General features: G+C 69.9%; 19 protein-coding genes. 11 read left to right on the top strand and 8 right to left on the bottom strand.

Features of this window, described 5'->3' with window-relative positions; translation table 11 throughout:
* Position 1 precedes the first annotated feature (1 nt).
* The 3 genes from Pdca_RS04200 (at position 2) to Pdca_RS04210 (ending at position 2,873) form a co-directional block, all read left to right on the top strand.
* Positions 2-1,462 (top strand): serine hydrolase domain-containing protein, encoded by a 1,461-nt coding sequence (locus Pdca_RS04200; RefSeq protein WP_085915207.1) that lies wholly within the window; start codon positions 2-4, stop codon positions 1,460-1,462.
* A gap of 291 nt (positions 1,463-1,753) precedes the next feature.
* Positions 1,754-2,146 (top strand): HNH endonuclease, encoded by a 393-nt coding sequence (locus Pdca_RS04205; protein WP_085915208.1) that lies wholly within the window; start codon positions 1,754-1,756, stop codon positions 2,144-2,146.
* Between the two features lie 463 nt (positions 2,147-2,609).
* Positions 2,610-2,873: a hypothetical protein gene (locus Pdca_RS04210; protein WP_085915209.1), complete on the top strand. Its 264-nt coding sequence runs from the start codon at positions 2,610-2,612 to the stop codon at positions 2,871-2,873.
* Between the two features lie 166 nt (positions 2,874-3,039).
* On the opposite strand, the gene Pdca_RS04215 is transcribed toward Pdca_RS04210, so the two are convergent.
* Both Pdca_RS04215 and Pdca_RS04220 read right to left on the bottom strand, forming a co-directional pair.
* On the bottom strand, positions 3,040-3,624 hold the full coding sequence (locus Pdca_RS04215) for a hypothetical protein (protein ID WP_085915210.1): 585 nt from the start codon (positions 3,622-3,624) through the stop codon (positions 3,040-3,042).
* 22 nt (positions 3,625-3,646) lie between these two features.
* Positions 3,647-4,327 carry a haloacid dehalogenase type II gene (locus Pdca_RS04220; protein WP_085915211.1) on the bottom strand — a complete coding sequence of 227 codons (681 nt, stop codon included), beginning with the start codon at positions 4,325-4,327 and terminating at the stop codon, positions 3,647-3,649.
* Between the two features lie 69 nt (positions 4,328-4,396).
* Here Pdca_RS04220 and Pdca_RS04225 point away from each other — a divergent pair, with 69 nt between their 5' ends.
* On the top strand, positions 4,397-5,017 hold the full coding sequence (locus tag Pdca_RS04225) for a CGNR zinc finger domain-containing protein (protein WP_085915237.1): 621 nt from the start codon (positions 4,397-4,399) through the stop codon (positions 5,015-5,017).
* A gap of 128 nt (positions 5,018-5,145) precedes the next feature.
* On the opposite strand, the gene Pdca_RS04230 is transcribed toward Pdca_RS04225, so the two are convergent.
* Both Pdca_RS04230 and Pdca_RS04235 read right to left on the bottom strand, forming a co-directional pair.
* Complete coding sequence (locus Pdca_RS04230) at positions 5,146-5,337, bottom strand: ferredoxin (RefSeq protein WP_085915212.1); 192 nt, start codon at positions 5,335-5,337, stop codon at positions 5,146-5,148.
* Positions 5,338-5,344: 7 nt separating this feature from the next.
* The gene (locus Pdca_RS04235; RefSeq protein ID WP_085915213.1) at positions 5,345-6,553 is read right to left on the bottom strand and encodes a cytochrome P450; all 1,209 of its coding nucleotides are present in this window, start codon (positions 6,551-6,553) and stop codon (positions 5,345-5,347) included.
* A 121-nt stretch (positions 6,554-6,674) separates the two neighbouring features.
* On the opposite strand from Pdca_RS04235, the gene Pdca_RS04240 reads away from it, so the two are divergent.
* Positions 6,675-7,325: a TetR/AcrR family transcriptional regulator gene (locus Pdca_RS04240; protein WP_085915214.1), complete on the top strand. Its 651-nt coding sequence runs from the start codon at positions 6,675-6,677 to the stop codon at positions 7,323-7,325.
* A gap of 124 nt (positions 7,326-7,449) precedes the next feature.
* Here Pdca_RS04240 and Pdca_RS04245 read toward each other — a convergent pair whose 3' ends face one another.
* From Pdca_RS04245 to Pdca_RS04255, 3 genes are read right to left on the bottom strand one after another with little or no spacing between them, the layout of a single operon-like run.
* The gene (locus tag Pdca_RS04245) at positions 7,450-8,289 is read right to left on the bottom strand and encodes an enoyl-CoA hydratase (RefSeq protein ID WP_085915215.1); all 840 of its coding nucleotides are present in this window, start codon (positions 8,287-8,289) and stop codon (positions 7,450-7,452) included.
* A complete protein-coding gene (locus Pdca_RS04250) occupies positions 8,286-9,830 on the bottom strand; it encodes an AMP-binding protein (protein ID WP_085915216.1) in 1,545 nt (514 codons plus the stop codon). The genes Pdca_RS04245 and Pdca_RS04250 overlap by 4 nt, the downstream gene beginning before the upstream one ends.
* Positions 9,831-9,868: 38 nt before the next feature.
* A complete protein-coding gene (locus Pdca_RS04255) occupies positions 9,869-10,735 on the bottom strand; it encodes a polysaccharide deacetylase family protein (protein ID WP_085915217.1) in 867 nt (288 codons plus the stop codon).
* Positions 10,736-10,959: 224 nt separating this feature from the next.
* Here Pdca_RS04255 and Pdca_RS04260 point away from each other — a divergent pair, with 224 nt between their 5' ends.
* The 5 genes from Pdca_RS04260 (at position 10,960) to mhpA (ending at position 17,144) form a co-directional block, all read left to right on the top strand.
* Positions 10,960-12,210, top strand: a complete 1,251-nt coding sequence (locus Pdca_RS04260; protein WP_158092271.1) for a PucR family transcriptional regulator — start codon at positions 10,960-10,962, stop codon at positions 12,208-12,210.
* Positions 12,211-12,569: 359 nt separating this feature from the next.
* On the top strand, positions 12,570-13,217 hold the full coding sequence (locus tag Pdca_RS04265) for a TetR/AcrR family transcriptional regulator (protein WP_085915219.1): 648 nt from the start codon (positions 12,570-12,572) through the stop codon (positions 13,215-13,217).
* A gap of 264 nt (positions 13,218-13,481) precedes the next feature.
* Positions 13,482-14,630 carry a VOC family protein gene (locus tag Pdca_RS04270; protein WP_085915220.1) on the top strand — a complete coding sequence of 383 codons (1,149 nt, stop codon included), beginning with the start codon at positions 13,482-13,484 and terminating at the stop codon, positions 14,628-14,630.
* 31 nt (positions 14,631-14,661) lie between these two features.
* The gene (locus tag Pdca_RS04275) at positions 14,662-15,597 is read left to right on the top strand and encodes a fumarylacetoacetate hydrolase family protein (RefSeq protein WP_085915221.1); all 936 of its coding nucleotides are present in this window, start codon (positions 14,662-14,664) and stop codon (positions 15,595-15,597) included.
* A gap of 2 nt (positions 15,598-15,599) precedes the next feature.
* Complete coding sequence (mhpA, locus tag Pdca_RS04280; RefSeq protein ID WP_085915222.1) at positions 15,600-17,144, top strand: bifunctional 3-(3-hydroxy-phenyl)propionate/3-hydroxycinnamic acid hydroxylase MhpA; 1,545 nt, start codon at positions 15,600-15,602, stop codon at positions 17,142-17,144.
* A gap of 619 nt (positions 17,145-17,763) precedes the next feature.
* Here mhpA and Pdca_RS04290 read toward each other — a convergent pair.
* The gene (locus Pdca_RS04290; protein ID WP_166665896.1) at positions 17,764-18,678 is read right to left on the bottom strand and encodes an NmrA/HSCARG family protein; all 915 of its coding nucleotides are present in this window, start codon (positions 18,676-18,678) and stop codon (positions 17,764-17,766) included.
* 68 nt (positions 18,679-18,746) lie between these two features.
* Here Pdca_RS04290 and Pdca_RS04295 point away from each other — a divergent pair, with 68 nt between their 5' ends.
* Positions 18,747-19,103 carry a MerR family transcriptional regulator gene (locus Pdca_RS04295; RefSeq protein ID WP_085915223.1) on the top strand — a complete coding sequence of 119 codons (357 nt, stop codon included), beginning with the start codon at positions 18,747-18,749 and terminating at the stop codon, positions 19,101-19,103.
* Positions 19,104-19,131 lie beyond the last annotated feature (28 nt).

Here is a 19,131-nt window from a genome sequence, read left to right on the forward strand (position 1 = left end):
CGTGACCGCGGCGATCATCGCCGGGGGAGCAGGCACTGCGCTCGCAGCGCCCACGTTGCCGCTGCCGATCCCGGGCATCCCGGGCACCGAGGAGGTCTCGGACTCCGCCGAGTGCGAGATGACTCGGACCGACGAGTACCAGCGTTCGACCCCGGAGGCCGTCGGTCTCGACGCGGAGAAGCTGCAGGCGGCCATCACCTACTGGAACACCACCGGGTCGGAGAGCCTGAAGGTCTTCCGGCACGGTTGCCTGGTCGGCGAGGGCGCCACCGAGAAGGTCTTCGAGCGCGTGCCGCGGCTGAACTGGAGCCAGACCAAGACGGTCTCGGCTCTGATCGCCGGTGTCGCGGAGAAGCAGGGCATGATCGACGTCGACGCCCCTGTCGGCGACTACCTGCCCGAAGGCCTCGGCGACGAGGCGCACCGCGCCATCACCATCCGGTCGATCCTCAACATGACCACCGGCGCCCGGATCAACTACGTCCGCGGCCTGAACCTGGCCGCCGACATCTCGCGTCCCCGCGAGGTCATGTCGGCCCCGCTGCCGCACGAGCCGGGCAAGTACTTCGAGTACGACCAGACCACCCCGTCGCTGCTGAACTACGTGGTCCAGCAGGCGATCGAGAAGCGCGAGCCGGGCCTGGACTACCAGGACTGGGCGCAGCGCGAGTTCTGGAACAAGCTGGGTGTGCCGGAGTCGGCCTACTGGTGGCAGCGTGACCGCGCCGGCAACACGCTGGGCTACTCGCAGCTGTTCCTGCGCCCGCTGGAGTTCGGCCGCCTCGGCGAGCTGATGATGCACGAGGGCACCTACGCCGGTGAGGAGATCATCAACCCCGGCTACATCAAGGAGCTGAGCTCGGGCTCCGAGGCCAACTGCGGCTACGGCTTCATGGTCTGGCGCAACGGCTGCGAGCCCGGCGACAAGCAGGTCAACGGGTCGCTGTTCAAGCGCGCCGAGATCGAGCCCGGTCAGCCGTGGATCGCGAGCGCGCCGAAGGACATGTACTGGTCCTGGGGCCTGCACGGCCAGCACACCTTCGTCATCCCCAGCCTGGACATGGTCATCACCCGCAGCGGGGAGCAGCCGCCGGACACCCAGTCCGGGCTGACCCGCCTCGACGGTGACGCCCCGATCGCCGGCAACCCCGGCAAGCTCGGCTACTTCAAGTTCTTCCAGATGGTCATGGGCGCCGTGAACGACATGCCCGACGACGTCCGCGCGACGCTGTCGGAGGACCCGGGCAATCACACCGACCCGGAGTTCAGCGTCGACCCCGACACGTTCCTGTACCCGGTGGACACCGCGCCGGGCACCTACCTCGCGCTCGGTCCGCAGGCCCCCGAGGGCTGCACCGTCCTCGGCTGCGAGCAGGAGCCCAACGACGGCCTCCGCTGGATCACCGACGTCCCCCGCACCGTTCCCGGTGTGGTCGGTGCCGAGGAGCGTCCGAGCGGCTGACAGCCTCCGGTCCGGCGGGGCGTTTCTCCTGGCGCCCCGCCGGACCGGGTACCTCGGTCGGCGCGCCACCGGTCCCTTCGGGGCCGGCGGCGTGTGCTGTTGAGCTGGGACGGCTGCGCTGTTGCAGCCCGCTCGCCGGAGGAGCGGCTACCCACATCCGGCACACGGACCCGACCGAGCGCGCAGAAGCTCGTCCACGCACCAGGGGCGACCGTGGACGCAGCAGCCGGACGCAGAACTCCCCGGTCCCGCCTCGTCCAGGTTGCGGCCCCTGCCTTCTAGGCTGGCGGGGTGGTGGCGAGGAGTCGCAAGGCGCGGTTGGGTGCGCGTCGCCGGAAGCGGGTGGCCGCGGTCGTCAACGATCTGACCGACGAGCAGTGGAGCGCGCTGCGCGAGGCCTGGGGCGGATGCGCGTACTGCGGCGCGGTCGACGACCTGCCACAGCGCGACTGCGTGCTGCCGATCTCGCGCGGAGGCCGCTACACCGTCGACAACGTCGTCCCGGCGTGCCGGTCGTGCAACAGCAGCAAGTGCAACGACGAGGTCACCGGGTGGCTGCGCCGGAAGCGGCTCGACGAGCAGGCGTTCCTGCGCCGCTACGTCGACATCCGGGCCGTGCTGGTGGCGGCGGAATCGGCTGCGGCGGTGTCCGATCCGGCGATGTCGCCCCCGCCGGTGGAGTGATCTCGCCGGCGTCGTCGAGGCCTTCCCTCGCGACCGCGGACCGGCGGTGCCGACGTGTGGGGGAGTCTCGGGTGGCGCTCGCGTCCACGGAGTCCGACCTCGGGGTGTCGGCAGGGCCGGCGGGGTGCCGGTGAGATCCCGGTCCGCCGCTCGTCTCTCCTGAGCGGCCGGGCCGGGACGATCGCCGGGTCCGTCTCCACAGCCCCTCGCCGTGAAATTCTCGGCGAAACGATGCGTTTCTGTCGCCACGCCGCTTCGGGTTTCGATTGTCCACGATGTCTCCAGTGAGCGGACGTATTGCCGAGAGGTTCGGTCAGGTAGTTGTCTTTACTGCAAGGATGGCGGCGGTCCGATCTGATCCGAGAAGCGCGTCATCGTCGAGCCTGCGTAACTTCACGGATCCAGAGACCGAACTGATCGGTACTCTTCGGTCGAGTCTGCGGGAGCGAGCGAGGAGATAATCGTGCGAACGCTGCTCAAGTTCGGTGCGATCGTCACCGCGATCGGTTTCATCATGACTGCCCTGTCCGGCAGCCGGATCATCAATCCCGATCCAGGAATGGTGGGTGCGGATATCGGCAGTGGTATCGGGTTCGGATTCGGGCAGATGATCGGCTGGATCGGGGTGGCCTGCGTTGCCATCTCCTTTATCGGCCTGTCGGTGCAGGCGTTCTCCAGGGACGTAAATGAACACTCTCCGAGGCTGAATCCACTCCGTTTCCCATAGTGGAGTTGTCCGGCGGTCGGATGTGCAGCCGGCAGGGCCTCCGGTGGTCCTGCTCATGCACGGTGCCGGGGGAATCGTGATGGCGCGGGCCAGTCGTTGTGGCGCAGGTACGCGCCGGCAGCGAGCCGGTCCGAGTCGGTGAGTGGGGCCCGCAGCGAGGTCGGTCTCAGCCGGGCTGCTCGATCCACGGCCGCAGGTACTCCCGGTCCAACGGAGTGGTCGGCGGCACGAGCGTGATCATCCTGCGGACGCGCTCGGCCGCGTCGCGGGTCAGGCGGAATTCCTCGTCGCGCGTCATGACGTTCTCGGGTCCGTACTGGCGGGCGCAGGCCACGATCCGGGGCACGACGCTCCGCAGGTCGTCGGCGTCGTACCTGACGATTCCCGGGTCGAGCCCGGCGTCGCGGAGTCGGTCCTCGATGTGGTGCAACTGATCGGACAGCCATCCCCAGGGGTCGGCGGTCAGTTCCGGCGACCAGGCCCGGTCGCTGGGCTCGACCCCGTCGAACGACGGGTGGTAGTGGGCGGCGGCCCATTCTCCCGGCCGGTCGAGGCGGTCGAAGAGGTCGGCCCGCCAGAACGTGGTGTCGACAACGGTCCGCTGGGAAGCGGACTCGGTGCCGCGGTGCTGCTGAGGGTCGAGAAGCCGCAACTCGACCCGCGCTCCGTGCTCCATGGTCGCGTCGGGGGCGACCTCGAACCACCGCCTGACGTCGACGGCGAGGCGGGTGAAGGCAAAGGTGATGATCATCTGTGACCCTCCGGATCACTCGTCAGAGCTGCTCGGCCAGATCGGCGAGGCCGGTGGCGTGGACATCGAAACGGTCGGCGCTGGTCGGCGGATCCCCGGCGGGGCGTTCGACGTAGGCGGTGCGCATGCCGAGGGCTGCTGCGCCGCGCAGGTCCCAGGCGTGTGCGGCGACCATGAGTACACGTTCGGGAGCGACCGCCGCGACATCGAGTGCGAGCCGGTAGACGACAGCGGCGGGTTTGTAGGTCGCGGCGCTCTCGGTCGACAGGGCCTGATGCCAGCGCAGGCCGGCGTGGGCGTTGAGCCGGAGCAGTGTCGATCGGTCGGCGTTGGACAGGCCGATCACGGGGTAGCGCTCGGCGAGACGGGTCAGCCCTGATCCTGAGTCGGCGAACGGCGGTAGCCGGGTCGAGGCGGTGGTGAGACGTCGCTGGTCCGCGGGGACGTCGATTCCGGCGTGCCGAGCCACCATGGCCGCGGCCTCGGCGTCGAGGATGCTGCTCGGGACGAACTCGCGCTCCCCGGCGACGATGCGCTCGTGCTCGGTCGCGACGTGCCCCTGCCAGCGTGCGACGAGTTCGGCCGCGGTTGCGGGATCCGGTCGTGGAGCGACCTCGTCGATGGCGCTGCGCAGCCCTGCTGCCTCGTCCACCAGCGTTCCGAGCACGTCGAACACCACCACATCGATGTCGATCGGCGCCATGCCCGCCTCCGGTCTGTAAGGGTTAAAGTGACGTTGTTCAGCCTGCAGGAGGGGGCGTAAGGGATGCAAGTGCTTCTTGACGATTACTCGTTCGCAGCGACCCTGGCGACCGAGCTGGCGAACACCACCCCCGAGGTATGGCAGGGGCCGGATCACCTGGGCGACCTCGACGCACTGGTCGACTTCGCCGACGAGTTCGACCGTGCGGCAGCCGCCCCATCGGATCCGGACGGGCACTTCGGGCTCGGGGAGCTCGCGCGTGCGGCTGATGATCGTCGGCTGAGGGCGGCGCAGTCGCTGCGCTACGTCGTTCGCGAACTGATCGACGCGCCGGTGCGGGAGCGGCTCGTCGCGGGGGCCACCACATTGACGGCCTCCGCCGGAGCACTCACGTTGGTTCCGGGAAGCCGGTCCGCTCGCTGGGCCGTGGAACTCGCGCCGGGCAGCGGGATCGACGAGGCTCTCGCGCTGATCTGCGGAGTCGGGGTGCTCGGTGTCGTCCAGGCACTCGGGGAGCAGCGGTTCCGGCAGTGCAGTGCGCCCACCTGTGTCGGGGCGTTCATCGATTCCACCCGGGCCGGGCGTCGTCGTTATTGCATGCCCGGCTTGTGCGGCAACAGGGTGAATGTCGCCAATCACCGTGCTCGACGGGCGGCAACGGTCGGGGGCGGCCGCACGGTCCGAGAGTGACCGGGGCCGGGCCGGCGGTCAGGTGTCCGCAGGCGGGGAGCGTGGAGCCGTCGCCGACGTTGGTGGAGGCTCGCCCGCGCGTCCGGCCAGCATCTCGAACTGACCGATGACGTCCCTGCCGCTCGGCTCTACGTGATTCGGAGGGCGCAGCTGGGGTGGAGGCGCACGGCCTCGGTCACACGCCCGGGTAGCTCCTCCGGAGGGTCGGGTACCAGCACGGTCACCGGTCCGCCCTCTTCGTCCTGGTCGAATGCCTCCGGAGCGGTCAGCATGCAGATGCCGCCGCTGACGCAGACGCCGCGGTTGGCGGCGATCTGCATGGGGCCCTCACCAGGTGACCGGTAGCTCGTGTAGACCGAAGAGCATCCCGTCGTGGTCGTAGTCGAGCTCGTCGGAGGGGGCCGCGATCTGCAGGGTGGGTATCCGCGTGAACAGGGTCGAGAACGCAACCTCCAGCTCGGTGCGTGCGAGGTGCTGTCCGATGCACTGGTGGACGCCGTAGCCGAAGGCGACGTGGCGCCGGTTGCCCCGGTGGATGTCGAGCGTGCCGGGATTGTCGAAGACCTTCGGGTCCCAGTCGGCCGCGGCGAGCAGCGGGACGACGCCCTCGCCGGCACGGATGACCGTGCCGCCGATCACGACATCCTCGAGCGCGACTCGACTGGGGACGTAGTCGGCGATGCTGAGGTAGCGCAGCAGTTCCTCGACGGCCTCGGGAAGCAGCGTGAGGTCGTTCTGCAGCGCGGCCAGCTGGTCGGGGTGTTCCAGCAGCGCCGTGACGCCCAGCGAGATCATGTGCGAGGTGGTCTCGTGACCCGCGGTGAGCAGCAGCATGCAGCTGGCGACCAGGTCCTGGCGGCGCAGCTCGCCGGTGGGCTCGAGATGCTCGGTCGCCAGCCTGCTCGTCAGGTCGTCGCCGGGTGTGTGGAGTTTCTCCTCGACCAGGGTGTCCAGGTAGGCGCGCAGCGCGGTGAAGGCGGCGCCGACCTGTTCGCGGGTGCTCTGCCTGGACAGAATGACCCGCGCCTGCTGCTGGAAGAACTCGTGCCGGCTGTAGGGCACGCCGAGCAGCTGGCAAATCACCAGTGACGGCACCGGCAGGGCGAACTCGTCGACCAGGTCCACCGGCGGTGACTTGCGGAGCAGGTCGTCGATGAGGCCGTCGACCACCGACTGGATGCCGGCGCGCAGTGTCTTGGTGCGCTTGACGGTGAACTCCGGGATCAGCATGCGCCGGAAGAAGGAGTGCTCCGGCGGGTCCATCCGCGAGAACGGGGGCCGCTGTTGCCGGGCGATGGTCCTGATCTCCGGGTTGACCGCTGGCATGCCGGGATGAGCCAGGTCGGAGCTGAACGCCGGACTGGCGAGCACCGTACGGACGTCCTCGTGCAGGGTCACCAGCCAGGCGGGTGTGCCATCGGGCATGCGCACCCGGGAGATCGGCTGCTCGGCGCGGAGTCGCTCGTACTCCTTCGGCGGCTCGAACGGGCATTGCCGCTGCATCGGAAAGTCCTGACCGAGCGTGTCCTCTGCCATGAGAACCTCCTATGTGAGAGTCATTCTCTCCGTTTAATCCGCTCAGGCTACAATCGGAGGAAGTTCCTCCACAAGTGGTGGGTGAGGGTGGCGCGAGCCAGTGGCCGAGAGGGTGACCCGAATGCGAGCAGACGCCCGACGCAACCGCGAGCAGCTCGTCACCGCGGCCCGTCAGGTCTTCCTCGAACAGGGCGTCGACGCGCCTCTGGACGAGATCGCGCGGCGCGCGGGGGTGGGTATCGCGACCCTGTACCGGCGCTTCCCCGACCGCCAGGCGCTGATCCAGCAGGTCATGCAGGACAACCTCGAACGGTCGCGAGCGGCCTTGGAACGCGCCGCCGAGGAGCATTCCGACGCGTGGAGCGCGCTGGTGGCATACCTGCACGACGTCGTGGACGAGCAGATCACGCTGCTGGTCCCGGTCCTTGCGCCGAACATTCACGAGGAGCTCCGGCGCCGAGGTGACGTCTGGTCACGCCGGGAAGAGGTCATCGGGCGGTTCGAGCAGCTCGTTCAGGCCGCCAAGCGGGAGGGTCGGCTCCGTGGCGACGTCGGCGCCGGTGACCTCGAGGTCTGGATGGTCAAAGTGTGTCGTCCGATACCCGTGCTCACCACCGAGCAGAACGAGCTGGCAACTCACCGCCAGCTCCGAGTGCTCATCGACGGGCTGCTCGCCGACACCGCCGGCGGGCCACTGCCCGGCACACCACAGGACGGCCGGGTGCAGCTGGTGCTTACCGGCCTCGACACCCACTCTGCCGACGCACGGTGACCGCGTCCCGGTCTCCTGGGCGTCTGCCGTCGGGCCGGCGCATCCTGGGCGGTCCCGGCGCCGTCACCCTCAGTCCCGCGCTCTCGAGGGTGTGTCGTGCGAGCGGAAGGTCGTCGTCCTGGTTCTACCGTCGACGGGACAGCGCCCTGATCCTCTCGATACCGGCTGGATCGATGATGTCGCCGTGCCGGGCGAGTGCGTTGGCGTGGCCGGCGATGTGGAGTGCGAAGGCCGAGTCCGTTGCGACGTCCTGTCCCTGGGCGGCGAGCGAGCCGTTGACGCCGGCCTTGGCCAGGCGCAGCGCGTACGCGGGCATCACGGCGATGCGTCGAGCCAGGTCCAGGGTGAACTCGGTGAGCCGGTCGTCGGACACGACGTGGTTGACCATCCCCAGCCTGTGTGCATCGGAGGCGGTTATCGGCTGCCCGGTGAACAGCATCTCCTTGGCCTTGCGTGCTCCGACCTCCCAGGCGTGGGTGAAGTACTCCATGCCGTTGAGGCCGAAGGCTGCGACCGGGTCGGAGAAGGTGGCCGACTCGGCGGCGACGATGAGATCCATCGGCCACAGCAGCATCAGGCCGCCGGCTATGGAGCGGCCCTGCGCGGCGGCGATCGTCGGTTTGGGCAGGTCCCTCCACCGTCGGCAGAGCCCCAGGTAGGCTTCGCACTCGAAGGCATGCCTGCCTTCGACTCCGTCGGCGTCGAAGGCCCCCTCCATCGTGGCGACCGGTGGCCCGGGGATCGGGACGTCGGCCTCGGTGAGGTCGTGGCCGGCGGAGAAGTCGGGGCCGTTGGCCGCCAGGACGATCACCTTGACCTGCCGGTCCGTGGCGGCGGCGCTCAGCGCGGCGTCGAGCTCGTAGAGCAGCGCCGGGTTCTGGGCGTTGCGCCGCTCCGGCCGGTTCAGGGTCACCCGAGCGATGTCGGGCTCCGGGTGGTCGACGAGGACCAGCTGAGCACTCACGTCGAGCTCCGGTCGGTGAGCGGGCGGTCCGGGGACAGGTACTTCTCCTTGAGCAGGCGTTTGAAGATCTTGCCGGTGTCCTCGCGGGGGAGCTCCTCGACGAGGACGACCTCGCGCGGCACCTTGTAGCGCGCCAGACGCGAGGAGACGTGGTCACGGATGTCCTCGGCCGCGAGCGTCGCCCCGGGGAGGGGCTGGACGTGGGCGGCGATCGCCTCGCCCATGTCGGAATCCGGGATGCCGAAGACGGCGACGTCGGCGACTCCGTCGAGATCGTGCAGGCATGCCTCGATCTCGGCCGGGTAGATGTTCACCCCGCCGGAGATGACCATGTCGTTCTGCCGGTCGGCGAGATAGAGGTAGCCGTCCACGTCGAGATGCCCGATGTCGCCCAGGGTGAGGTAGCCCTCTTGCTCCATGCCCCGGCGTTTGGCGTCGTCGTCGATATAGGTGAAGTCGGGCCATCCGGAGAACGGTCTGCCGTAGACGATGCCGTCCTCGCCGGTCGGTAGCTCGGTGCCGTGCTCGTCGAGGATGCGCACGTCGGCGTCCAGCACCGGTCGCCCGACGGTGCCCGGGCGGGTCAGGGCCTCGGTCGAGTCGCAGGCGGTGAAGGCGCCGATCTCCGCGCCGCCGTAGTACTCGTGGACGATCGGTCCCAGCCAGTCGATCATGGCTGCCTTGACCTGCGGTGGGCACGGTGCGGCGGCGTGGACGATCGCGGTCAGCGACGACAGGTCGTACGAGCGGCGAACCGGTTCCGGCAGCTGGAGGAGGCGGACGAACATCGTCGGCACCATCTGCACCGTCGTCACCCGGTGCTGTTCGACCAGCCGGAGGAACCCCTCGGCGTCGAACCGGGGCATGACGTGCACGTCCATCCCCATCGCCAGGGAGAACACCGCGTGCGCATTGGGCGCCGAGTGGTACAGCGGCGCCGGGACGAGCGTCGTTGCTCCCTCGCGGAGATGGAACAACGAGGCCACGTTCGCCAGCGCGGTCGGCCGGTCCCGGGGTGGGATGGGATCCCGGAGGACGCCCTTCGCGGATCCGGTCGTGCCCGAGGTGTAGATCACGGCCATCGGTGCCGGTGGGGCCTGCTCGGTCCATGGCTCGTTGGCGCCGATCAGATCCTCGAGCGTCGGCACCCGGCGGGTCGGCGGCCGCGTCGGCAGCCGGTACGCGGCGCGGACCGCGTCCGGCTCGACGGCCTCGATGATCGACAGGTCGGGTGCCTGCGCGGCCACCACCGGCAGGAGATCGCCGTGCACGACGGCCAGGCGGGACCGGCTGTTCTCCAGCGCGTGCGCGAGATCGTCTCCGGTCCAGTGCCAGTTGAGCGGGACCGGTACCGCGCCGATGCGCCCGGCCGCGAGGGTGACCTCGAGGAACGCGGTCTCGTTCCGCATGAGCAGCGCGATGCGGTCTCCCGCACCGACCCCCGCTGCGCGGAGGCCCGTCGCCAGCCGTGCGGCACGGCCCTGCACCTCGCCGTGCGTGCGGGACTCCTCGCCGGTCCAGATCCTCGGCTCGTCGGACATCGGTTCTCTCCTGCCGTAGATGCACCAGGGACTGCTGGTCAGTGGAAGTCGGACGCCACCGGCGTGAACGGGATTCGCGTGCCCCAGTCGGTCATCGCCCGTCCCAGCAGCTCGTTGAAGCTCATGCCCTCGATGTAGGCGGTGTTGTCGAGGTCGTCGAGCACGGCCGGGGGAGCGTCGGCGACGGTGGTGCCGGACAGCTCGGCCCATTTCTGGCTGAAGTTGCGGAACCGACGGGTCGTGAGCTGTGGGCCGATCACGTTGGCGGGATCGGCCATGGCCTCCTCGGAGGTCACGAAGAGCACGCCGTGGGAGGCGAGCCGTCCGAGGATGCGGTCGAGCGTCGCACCGGCCACGGCTGTGCCGTGGACGAGCAGGATGTGTGCGGGTGAACGACCCAGCGCTGCGGCGGTGGCCGCTGCCTGGTTGCGGACCTGGTCCACCGCGGTGTCGACGAGCTTGTCCTCCAACCACCGCACCGCCTCGTGGTCTCCCAGCGACACCGCACGGTTGTGGGCCGCCATGAACTGGGCGTCCCAGAACCACAGCGTCACCGGTGAGGACAGGAATCCGGTCCTGGTCAGGTGCGCCTGGACCTCGCGGGTCTTGTCGACGGTGTCACCCTCCATCGCAAAGGCGTACCGGAAGTAGCGCGTGGGAGCGGCGTCGATCCACCGCCGGAGGATCCGCTCGCTCGCGTCGATGTCCTTGATGTAGGTATCGGTGTCCAGCCAGTTCAGGCTGATGTGCTGGTGGGTGTGGTTGCCGACGTGATGACCCGCTGCGCACCAGTCGTCGAGGATGTCGAGATCGGCGGGCCTGGCCTCGGTCGGCATCGTGCCGTTGAACGCGTAGACCCCGGGGACTCCGTGCGCGGCGAACGCATCGATCATCCGCTTCGACACCGACTGCGGGCTTGTGCCCCTCGGCGAACGGGATACCCATCCACTGGAACTGGTCGTCGACCGTGACGGCGACCTTCAGGCCGGCGAGCGGGTCGGTCGTGGGATCGTTCATCGAACACTCCTTCGGGTTGACCAGAGGGATGCTGCCGCGAGGTCGGCGGCGCGCCTATATCCGGTTCGCCCACACAGCGATGTGGCGCCGACACACACCTGCTCGGAGCAGCGTGGACCTGCACCCGGCCGGGAGACATACTTCGGCCATGGCAGACCCGGAGACCCGCTCTGCTCCTGAGGCGCTGGAGCCCTTCGTCCGTTGGCTCGACCTGCACGGAGCGGTCCGCTTCGCCGGACTCGCCGATCAACTCTGCTCCGAGATCCCCGCGCTCGGAACCGACACCGAGTCCGTCACGGCCATGCGGGCGTCCGTGCTCTCCCATCTCGGCGTCATGCGGCAATCGCTGCTCGGCGTGGACGGGCATCCGGCGCTCCCGCGGGAGGCCCGCGACTTCGCTCGCCGGATGGCCACCCGCAACACTCCGCTGTCGGCGGTGCTGCGGTCCTACGAGCTGGGACATGCCGCCGTGTGGAACGCATTCACCGACTACCTCCGCGGCCAGGAGGAATGGCCGATCTCCCGTCGCGCCACGGTGCTGGAGGACGGCTCGGTCCGGCTGTTCGCCTACATGCAGGCGATGACCGGACAGACGATCGAGGTGTACAACGCGATTCGCGACGAGATCGAGAAGAGTGCCCATTTCGGGCGTAGCGAGATCGTCCGCGAAGTGCTCGCCGGATCGGGCGGAACCGCCGAGCTCGAGCAGCTCCTCGGCTACCGCGTGGACGACCTGCACATCGGCTACGTCGCCCGGAGCTCCGAACCCGCCCGTTCCGCCGAGGTCGCCGAGGCCGTCCGCCGCGAGATGCAGCCACTCGCCCGGCAGCACCTGGCGGTGTCGCAGGACCCCGAGACCGTGCACGGATGGTTCACGCCGATCGATGACACCGCGTTCGCCGTACTGGGAGGTCGGGAGCCGTCGGGCCCGCTCCGGATCGCCTTCGGCAGCCCTCGCCGGGGTCATACCGGATTCATCGTGACCCACCAGGAAGCCCTGCTGGTCGCGGGTTCCGGGCTCCTCTCACGCCGATCCTGCGTGCTCCGGTTCCCGGACGTCGCGGTCACCTTGCTCGCGTCCCGCGACAGTGCGCTCATGACGCGTTTTGTGGACGACCATCTCGGCCCGCTCATCCGCCACGACGACGCCGAGCGGCTGATCGACACTCTGCGGCTGTATCTCGACAGTCTCGGCAGCCCCAGGCACTGCGGCCGCGTGCTCGGAGTGCACCCCAACACCGTCATACAGCGAGTGCAGCGTGCCGAGGTCATCCTCGGCCGGCCCGTCAGCCCCTCCGACCTCTCGCTGAGGGTAGCCCTGCACCTCATCGAGATGACGACGGCTGAGCAGCTGCTCGGATGACGCCGGTAATCTGCGGTCGTCGTCGGCGGACCTGAACTCATCAGGACAGCCACGGGACTTGACCCTCCACGCCCAGAGGGTGCGGCATGGCCTTGCAGACTGCGAGTTTCACCCCGGCAGTGGGCGGGCGCTCGGGTTGTCGCTCGACTCCGGCGAGATACCTCCGCCGCGGGCAGTGACGATTGCCGCAGTGCGCGATCCAGTGGAAAACGAGGGGCGCCAGAAGCACCGCCTTCGAATCGACGACGTCGAGGACCGGTGGATCCCGCACCGACGTTGACGGCGCTCGGTTCCTCGAGGCCCGCGGTCCGCGAGCAACTGCTCATCGAAGATGATGCAGTCATCACTTCTGTGATTGGATGGGTGGTGTGGTGGAACCGGCGAACCGTCAGGGTCGGCGCAAGGCGCGCACGCGTGCCGCGCTGGTCGGCGCGGCTCGGCAGCTGCTCTCGACGCGGCACCCTGCGGAGATCAGCATCCAGGAGATCACCGACCTCGCCGACGTCGGTTTCGGTTCCCTCTACGGCCACTTCCAGTCCAAGACGGAGTTGTTCGAGGTCGCCGTCGCCGAGGTCCTCGACGAGCATGGAGCGTTGCTGGAGGTCGCCCTGGCCGACATCGAGGACCCGGCCGAGGTCTTCGCCGCGGGCGTCCGCCTGACCGGTCGCCTGCCCCGCAGCTATCCGCAGATCGCGGAGATCACCATGCGGACCGGCCTGGACTACCTGCACTCGCCGAGCGGGATCGGGCCGCGCGCCCTGCGTGATCTCGAGCGCGCGCACGCCGCGGGCCGGTTGCGGCTCGAGGACCCGGAGCTGGCACTGCATTGCACCGCGGGGTCGCTGATCGCCGCACTCCACCTCGTCTCCCGCGATCCGCAGCAGGCCGACCGGATCGCCGACGAGCTCGCGGTCACCATGTTGCGGATGTTCGGGATGGACGACGGAGAGGCCCGCGAGGTCGTGGGGCGCCCGCTGCCCACGGTGCCGCAGGACCTGCCGGCCTGACGTCGTCGCAGCGGCGCTGCTGAGTCCGGCCGCGTCCTCGCCCTGCGGACTCAGGCGACGGACGCGCGTCGATCTCCGGGTTCCGATTACACCAGCGCTCCCGGAAAGGCTTCACCCGGCGTCGGCGGGCTCGGCTCACTGCGCTCGTCCCGGGGCCGGACGCGGTCGCGCCATGTTTCTGATGAAGACATCAGTTTTGATGGCTCGCTTGACAGGCCGACCGGTATAGCTGATGCTTTCATCAGAAACGGTGGAGGGATCGAGATGACCGCACAGGCCGAGAGCGACCGTCCGGACGCGCACGGAGACGTGCACGACGGTCTGCACAGCGAGCAGGGCGCGATCCGCGGCGACCGGCCGCACCGCGCCACGAACCCGGTGATCAAGGTCGAGGACATCGCCTGGCTGGAGTTCGAGAAGCCCGACCTCGACGCCGCGGAGCGGTTCGCCCACGACTTCGGCTTCGTCACCGCGGCCCGGACCGCGGACACGCTCCACCTGCGCGGTGCGCTGGCCGGCACGCAGTGCGTCGTGATCCGCCGGGGGCGGGGATCGCGCTTCGTCGGGCCGACGTTCCGGGCCGCCGACGTCGCCGACGTGCACCGGCTGGCGAAGGCGACGAACGGCGCGGCGTACGAGCTCCGGGAGCCCGGCGGTGGTGTCGGGGTCGACCTGGTCGACCCGTCGGGCGTCCCGCTGCGCGTCGTCGCCGGTGTGGCCGAGCTACCGGCGCTGCCGCTGCAGCGGCCCCTGACGGTGAACGCGGGCGGCGCGGTCGAGCGCGCGAACGCGACGCAGCGGCCGCCGCGGGAGCCGGCCCGCATCGAGCGGCTCGGCCACGTGGTGCTGGAGTCGGCCCGGTTCACCCAGGCACTCGACTGGTACCAGCAGCACCTGGGCCTGATCGTGAGCGACTTCCTGTACTTCCCGGGGCAGCGCGACCGGGGCCCGACGATGGCGTTCATCCGCTGCGACCGCGGCGCCACCCCCACCGACCATCACACCTTGGCCATGACGCTGGGCCCCGGCCGCACGTACATCCACTCGGCCTACCAGGTCGCCGATCTCGACGCGCTCGCCGCCGGCGGCGAGTACCTGACGGAGCACCGCTACAAGCGCTCCTGGGGCATCGGCCGGCACATCGAGGGCAGCCAGATCTTCGACTACTGGCGTGACCCGGACGGGTTCCTGGTCGAGCACTTCACCGACGGCGACATGTTCGACAACACCCTCGAGCCGGGCTGGACGCCGATGACCGCCAGCGGCCTGGCCCAGTGGGGGCCCGCGGTGACCCGGGACTTCCTCGAGGTCAACCCGTCGATGATCAAGCAGATCGTGTCGGCCCTCACGGCCGGCGACAACGAGTTCACCGCCCGGCGGCTGCTGGGCATGATCTCGATGTCCCGTTCGTGAGCACCAGCCGGAGACCGGAGGAGCGACGACCATGAGCACGAACCTGATCCGCTACGACGACGGCTGGGGCGTGGTCCGCGGCGACGACGTCCTGCCGTTGCCGGGCGAGTACGCCACCACGGCCGAGGTGCTCGGGGAGGGGGTGAAGGCCGCCCGCGAGCTGCTGGCCGACCCGGACGCCCCGTCCGTCCCGCTCGTCGACGTCACCCCGCTCAACCCGCTGCCGGGTGCGCGGGTGTACTGCCAGGGCGCGAACTACCGCTCGCACATGGTCGAGTCGGGAATGGACCCGGACCGCGCCTTCAACATGCTGTTCACGAAGTCGACGGCGTCGCTGTCCGGTGCCCACGACGACATCGTCACCCCGCCCCACGTCCGGCTGCTGGACTACGAGGTCGAGCTGGGCCTGGTCATCGGCGCCCCCGTCACCGGGCCCGTCACGGTCACCGGAGCCGACCTCCCGGACTACGTCGGGGCGTTCGTCGTGGCCAACGACGTCAGCGCGCGCGACGTCCAGCTGCCGCAGGGCCAGTGGTACAAGGGCAAGAGCTACCGCACGTTCTGCCCGGTCGGCCCGTACCTGTGTGTGCCCGAGCGGGCCGAGGTCGCGCGCTGGCCCGAGCTGCGCCTGGCCCTGACGGTCAACGGCGAACGGCGGCAGGGATCGCTCGCCGGCGACATGGTGTTCGAGCCCGCCGCGACGCTGACGGAGTTCTCGCAGCTCGAGACGTTCGCGGTCGGTGACGTCATCCTCACCGGCACGCCCGGCGGGGTCGCGATGCAGCCCCCGGGCGCGGTCACGCAGAAGATCGCGGGCCTGCTGCCCGAGGCCAGGCGGTGGGAGCTGTTCGTCCGGACCCAGGCCCGCAGCCGCGCCTACCTCAAGCCGGGCGACCGCGTGGCCGCCTCGATCCGCACTGACGACGGGGCCCTCGACCTGGGTGTCCAGAAGAACACGGTGGTCTAGTCATGGAGCACGTGCCCGTCGTGGTCGTCGGATGCGGCCCCACCGGCGCCAGCGCGGCGATCATGCTCGGGCGGCGCGGCATCGGCACGCTCGTCCTGGAACGCTGGCCCGAGGTCTACCCGCTGCCCCGCGCCGTCCACTTCGACGACGAGGTCTTCCGCGTCTTCGCGTCGATGGGACTCCAGGAGCAGGTCCGGGCGATCTCCCGGCCCGCCCCGGGCATGCGCCTGACCGACTGGCGGCAGAACGTGCTCGCCGACTTCCGTCGCGACACGACCGGGCGCGTGCACGGCTACCCCGAGGCGAACATGTTCGACCAGCCCGACCTGGAGGGCGTGCTGCGCGAGGCCCTCACCGGGTACGAGTGCGTCCGCTTCGAGGGCGGTGTCGAGGTCGTCGAGATCACGCAGGTCCACGGCGACGCCGGGCCGGTGCGCGTGCGCTACCGCGACACCGCCACCGGAACCGTGCACGAGGTCTCCGCCGATGCGGTGCTGGGCTGCGACGGCGCCAACAGCACGACCCGCTCCGCGGTCGGTGCGCAGATGGAGGACCTCGGCTTCGAGCAGCGGTGGCTCGTCGTCGACGTCGAGTCCCCGGAGCCGCTCGACCTCTACGACGGCGTGCAGCAGGTCTGCGACAACCACCGCGCCGCCACGTTCATGCAGGTCACCCCGACGCGGTACCGCTGGGAGTTCCAGCTGCGGCCCGACGAGCTGCCCGGGGACGGCGACGACGCGATGGTCCTCGAGCTCACCCGGCCATGGTTGGCCGACGCCGACCCCGACCGGCTGACCTTCCTGCGCCGGACCACCTACACCTTCCGCGGCGTCGTGGCCGACCGGTGGCGCAACGGACGGCTGTTCCTGCTCGGCGACGCCGCGCACCAGACCCCGCCGTTCATCGGCCAGGGGATGTGCGCGGGCATCCGCGACGCGGCCAACCTCGTCTGGAAGCTCGCCCTTGTCCTCACCGGACGGGCCGAGGACCGGATCCTCGACACCTACGAGGCCGAGCGCCGCCCGTACGCCCGCCACGCGGTCCGGCTCGCCATCTCGGTCGGCACCCTGATGACCGGTGGCCCGGCGCCGGCGACCCGCGCGCGCAACGCCGCGATCCGCACGATCAGCCGGTTCCTCGGGGCCGAGGACAAGCTCGTCGCGAAGCAGTGGCCGACCTTCGGACCCGGCCCGCTCGTGCACGACGCCGGCCGGCGCGGCAAGCGCACCGGTGACGTGTTCGGCCAGCCGCACATCGGCGGCACGCGCCTGGACGACCTGACCGGGGAGGGCTGGGCGATCGTGCACCGCGGCCCGGACCGCACCGCCGCGTTCGATCCGGAGACCAGGGCGTTCTTCGAGGAGCTCGGCGCCGGCGTCGTGCGCGTGTCCGACACCGACACCGCGGCGCTGGCCCTGCTCGACCACCTGCGCGCCGACGCCGTGCTGCTGCGCCCGGACCGCATCGTTGCGGCCGCCGCCGACACTCCCGACCTCCGTGTGTGGCGCCGCCGGCTCGTCGCCGCGGGTATCGCACTCACCCGCTGACCATGAGGGCGAACAGCGATTCCGCTGGTCAAAGTGTAGTGCCCCGGCAGTAGCGCCCCGGCAGTGTCAAATTTCAGGTCTAGAACTGACGGAGAGGGTTGACACCTGGGTCTCTTGATCATTAGGAGATCTATATCGATCAAGTCCGCTCGGGGAGCAGAGCCACCAGCGATCGCTGATCGGACTCGTCGAGGTCATCGGCATCGTGAGCTTGGCCCCCTGCACCTCCCTGGCGGACCGGGTCCGCCTCAGGTGACGTGTCCGGTGTCAGGGGGTCAAGCTCAATCACCGTATCCGCGATGGCGTCGAAGTAGCCGCTCAGGCCGCGGCGGTACTCGGCCTGCGCGGCGGTGCCGTGCTGGCCGGCGTCGGAGACGAGTGCGGCCGAGGGGCATCCGGTCTCGGGGTGGTCGCGGTGCTCGGCGTCGACGTACTGGTCGACGATGCCGTGCAGGGCTGCGCGCCGAGCCGGGGGCGCCGCGCGGATGGCGGCACAATGCGGTGGTTGCGCATCAGCCTACGTCGTCGAAGTTACGGGCGAAGAGTCTTGTAGGACAATAACGTCGCAGTACGGCGGAGCAATGAAGTGACGAGGCGTCGGCGCGAACCCGGGCGTGGGTCAGTGCGCGGTTTCGGAGGTGCGGAGTGCTTCCTCGAGCCGGCGGGATCCGGGTCCTGCCAGCCAGCGATCGAAGGTCAGCAGGTCGGGGAAGGCAGCGCGCAACGTGTCCAGGTCGGCAGCTCCGGCCAGCCTGCCGTCCTCCGCCAGAACCGCCAGCCGCCCGAGGACCTCGTCCTGCTGCCGCAGCGAGGCCGGAAGGCGGGTGTAGCCGATCGGCCGTCCCGCGGCCCGTGTCAGCTTCGCGGCGAGCTCGCGGCCGGTCAGAGCGTCGCCCGCGATGTCCAGGGTGCGGCCCGCGTAGTGGCCGGGGGCCCCGAAGGCCCCGGCGACGATCCGGCCGATGTCGCGCACGGCGATGAACTGGTGAGTCCGGTCAGGACTGGTCAGGAAGCTCAGGCCTCCCCGGTCGAGCCCGGTTCCCGGGCCGAGCAGGAGCTCCATGAAGGTGGCCGGCCGCACGACCGTGGTGGCAACACCCAGAGTCTGCAGGTGGGCCTCGACGCGGCTCTTGGTGTCGAGGTGGGCGACGCCGGTGGAGGTCGGTCCGGCGGCGGCCGTGGAGCTGTAGATGAGATGGGCGATACCACTCTCCTCGGCGATGTCGCCGACCGTCGTGCCGAAGCGGACCTCGTCGTCGTCGGTCACCACGGCGCCGGCCTGGCCCGAGTTCGGCTGAACGCTGAACACGCCGTGTGCGCCGACGAAGGCGGCGCGGAGCGTGTCCGCATCGGCGAGATCGCCGGGCACGGTCTCGACACCCGCGTCGGCGAGCGACCGTGCCCGGCGGCTCGAGGGGTCGCGGACGAGCGCGCGCACCGTCCAGTGGTCGGTCCGCAGCGCCGCGGCGACCGATCCTCCCTGTTGTCCGGTGGCGCCCAGGACGACGATGGTCTTCTTCGCGTGATCGATCATGCCGGTACGCTAGGACCTGACGTGGGCGTCAGGGGCAAGTCGCGATCTGGACCGGTCGGGAGGTCGGAGTGCGGATCGGGGAGGTCGCCGCGCGGGCGGGGGTCAGTGTCCGGGCTCTGCGTTACTACGAGCAGCAGGGCCTGCTGCACTCCACGCGTAACCCCGCCAGACAGCGCGTGTACCCGGCGGGCGCCGTCGAACGGGTCAGACTGATCCAGCGGCTCTACTCCTCGGGGCTGCCCAGCAGGACCATCCGCGACGTGCTTCCCTTCGCTGACTCCGGCGAGGTGGCACCCGAGTTGGTCGACCTCCTCGAAGCGGAACGTGACCGGCTCGACCAACGGATGAGAGAACTGCAGGAGGCGCGCGAGCGGCTGCACGTGTGCATCTCCGAAGCGCTGCGAGAGGACTTTCCGCCGTCCTGATCGCTGCAGCCGACAGCGCCGTCACGGA

The organism is Pseudonocardia autotrophica, from assembly GCF_003945385.1.
Classification (GTDB): Bacteria; Actinomycetota; Actinomycetes; order Mycobacteriales; family Pseudonocardiaceae; genus Pseudonocardia; species Pseudonocardia autotrophica.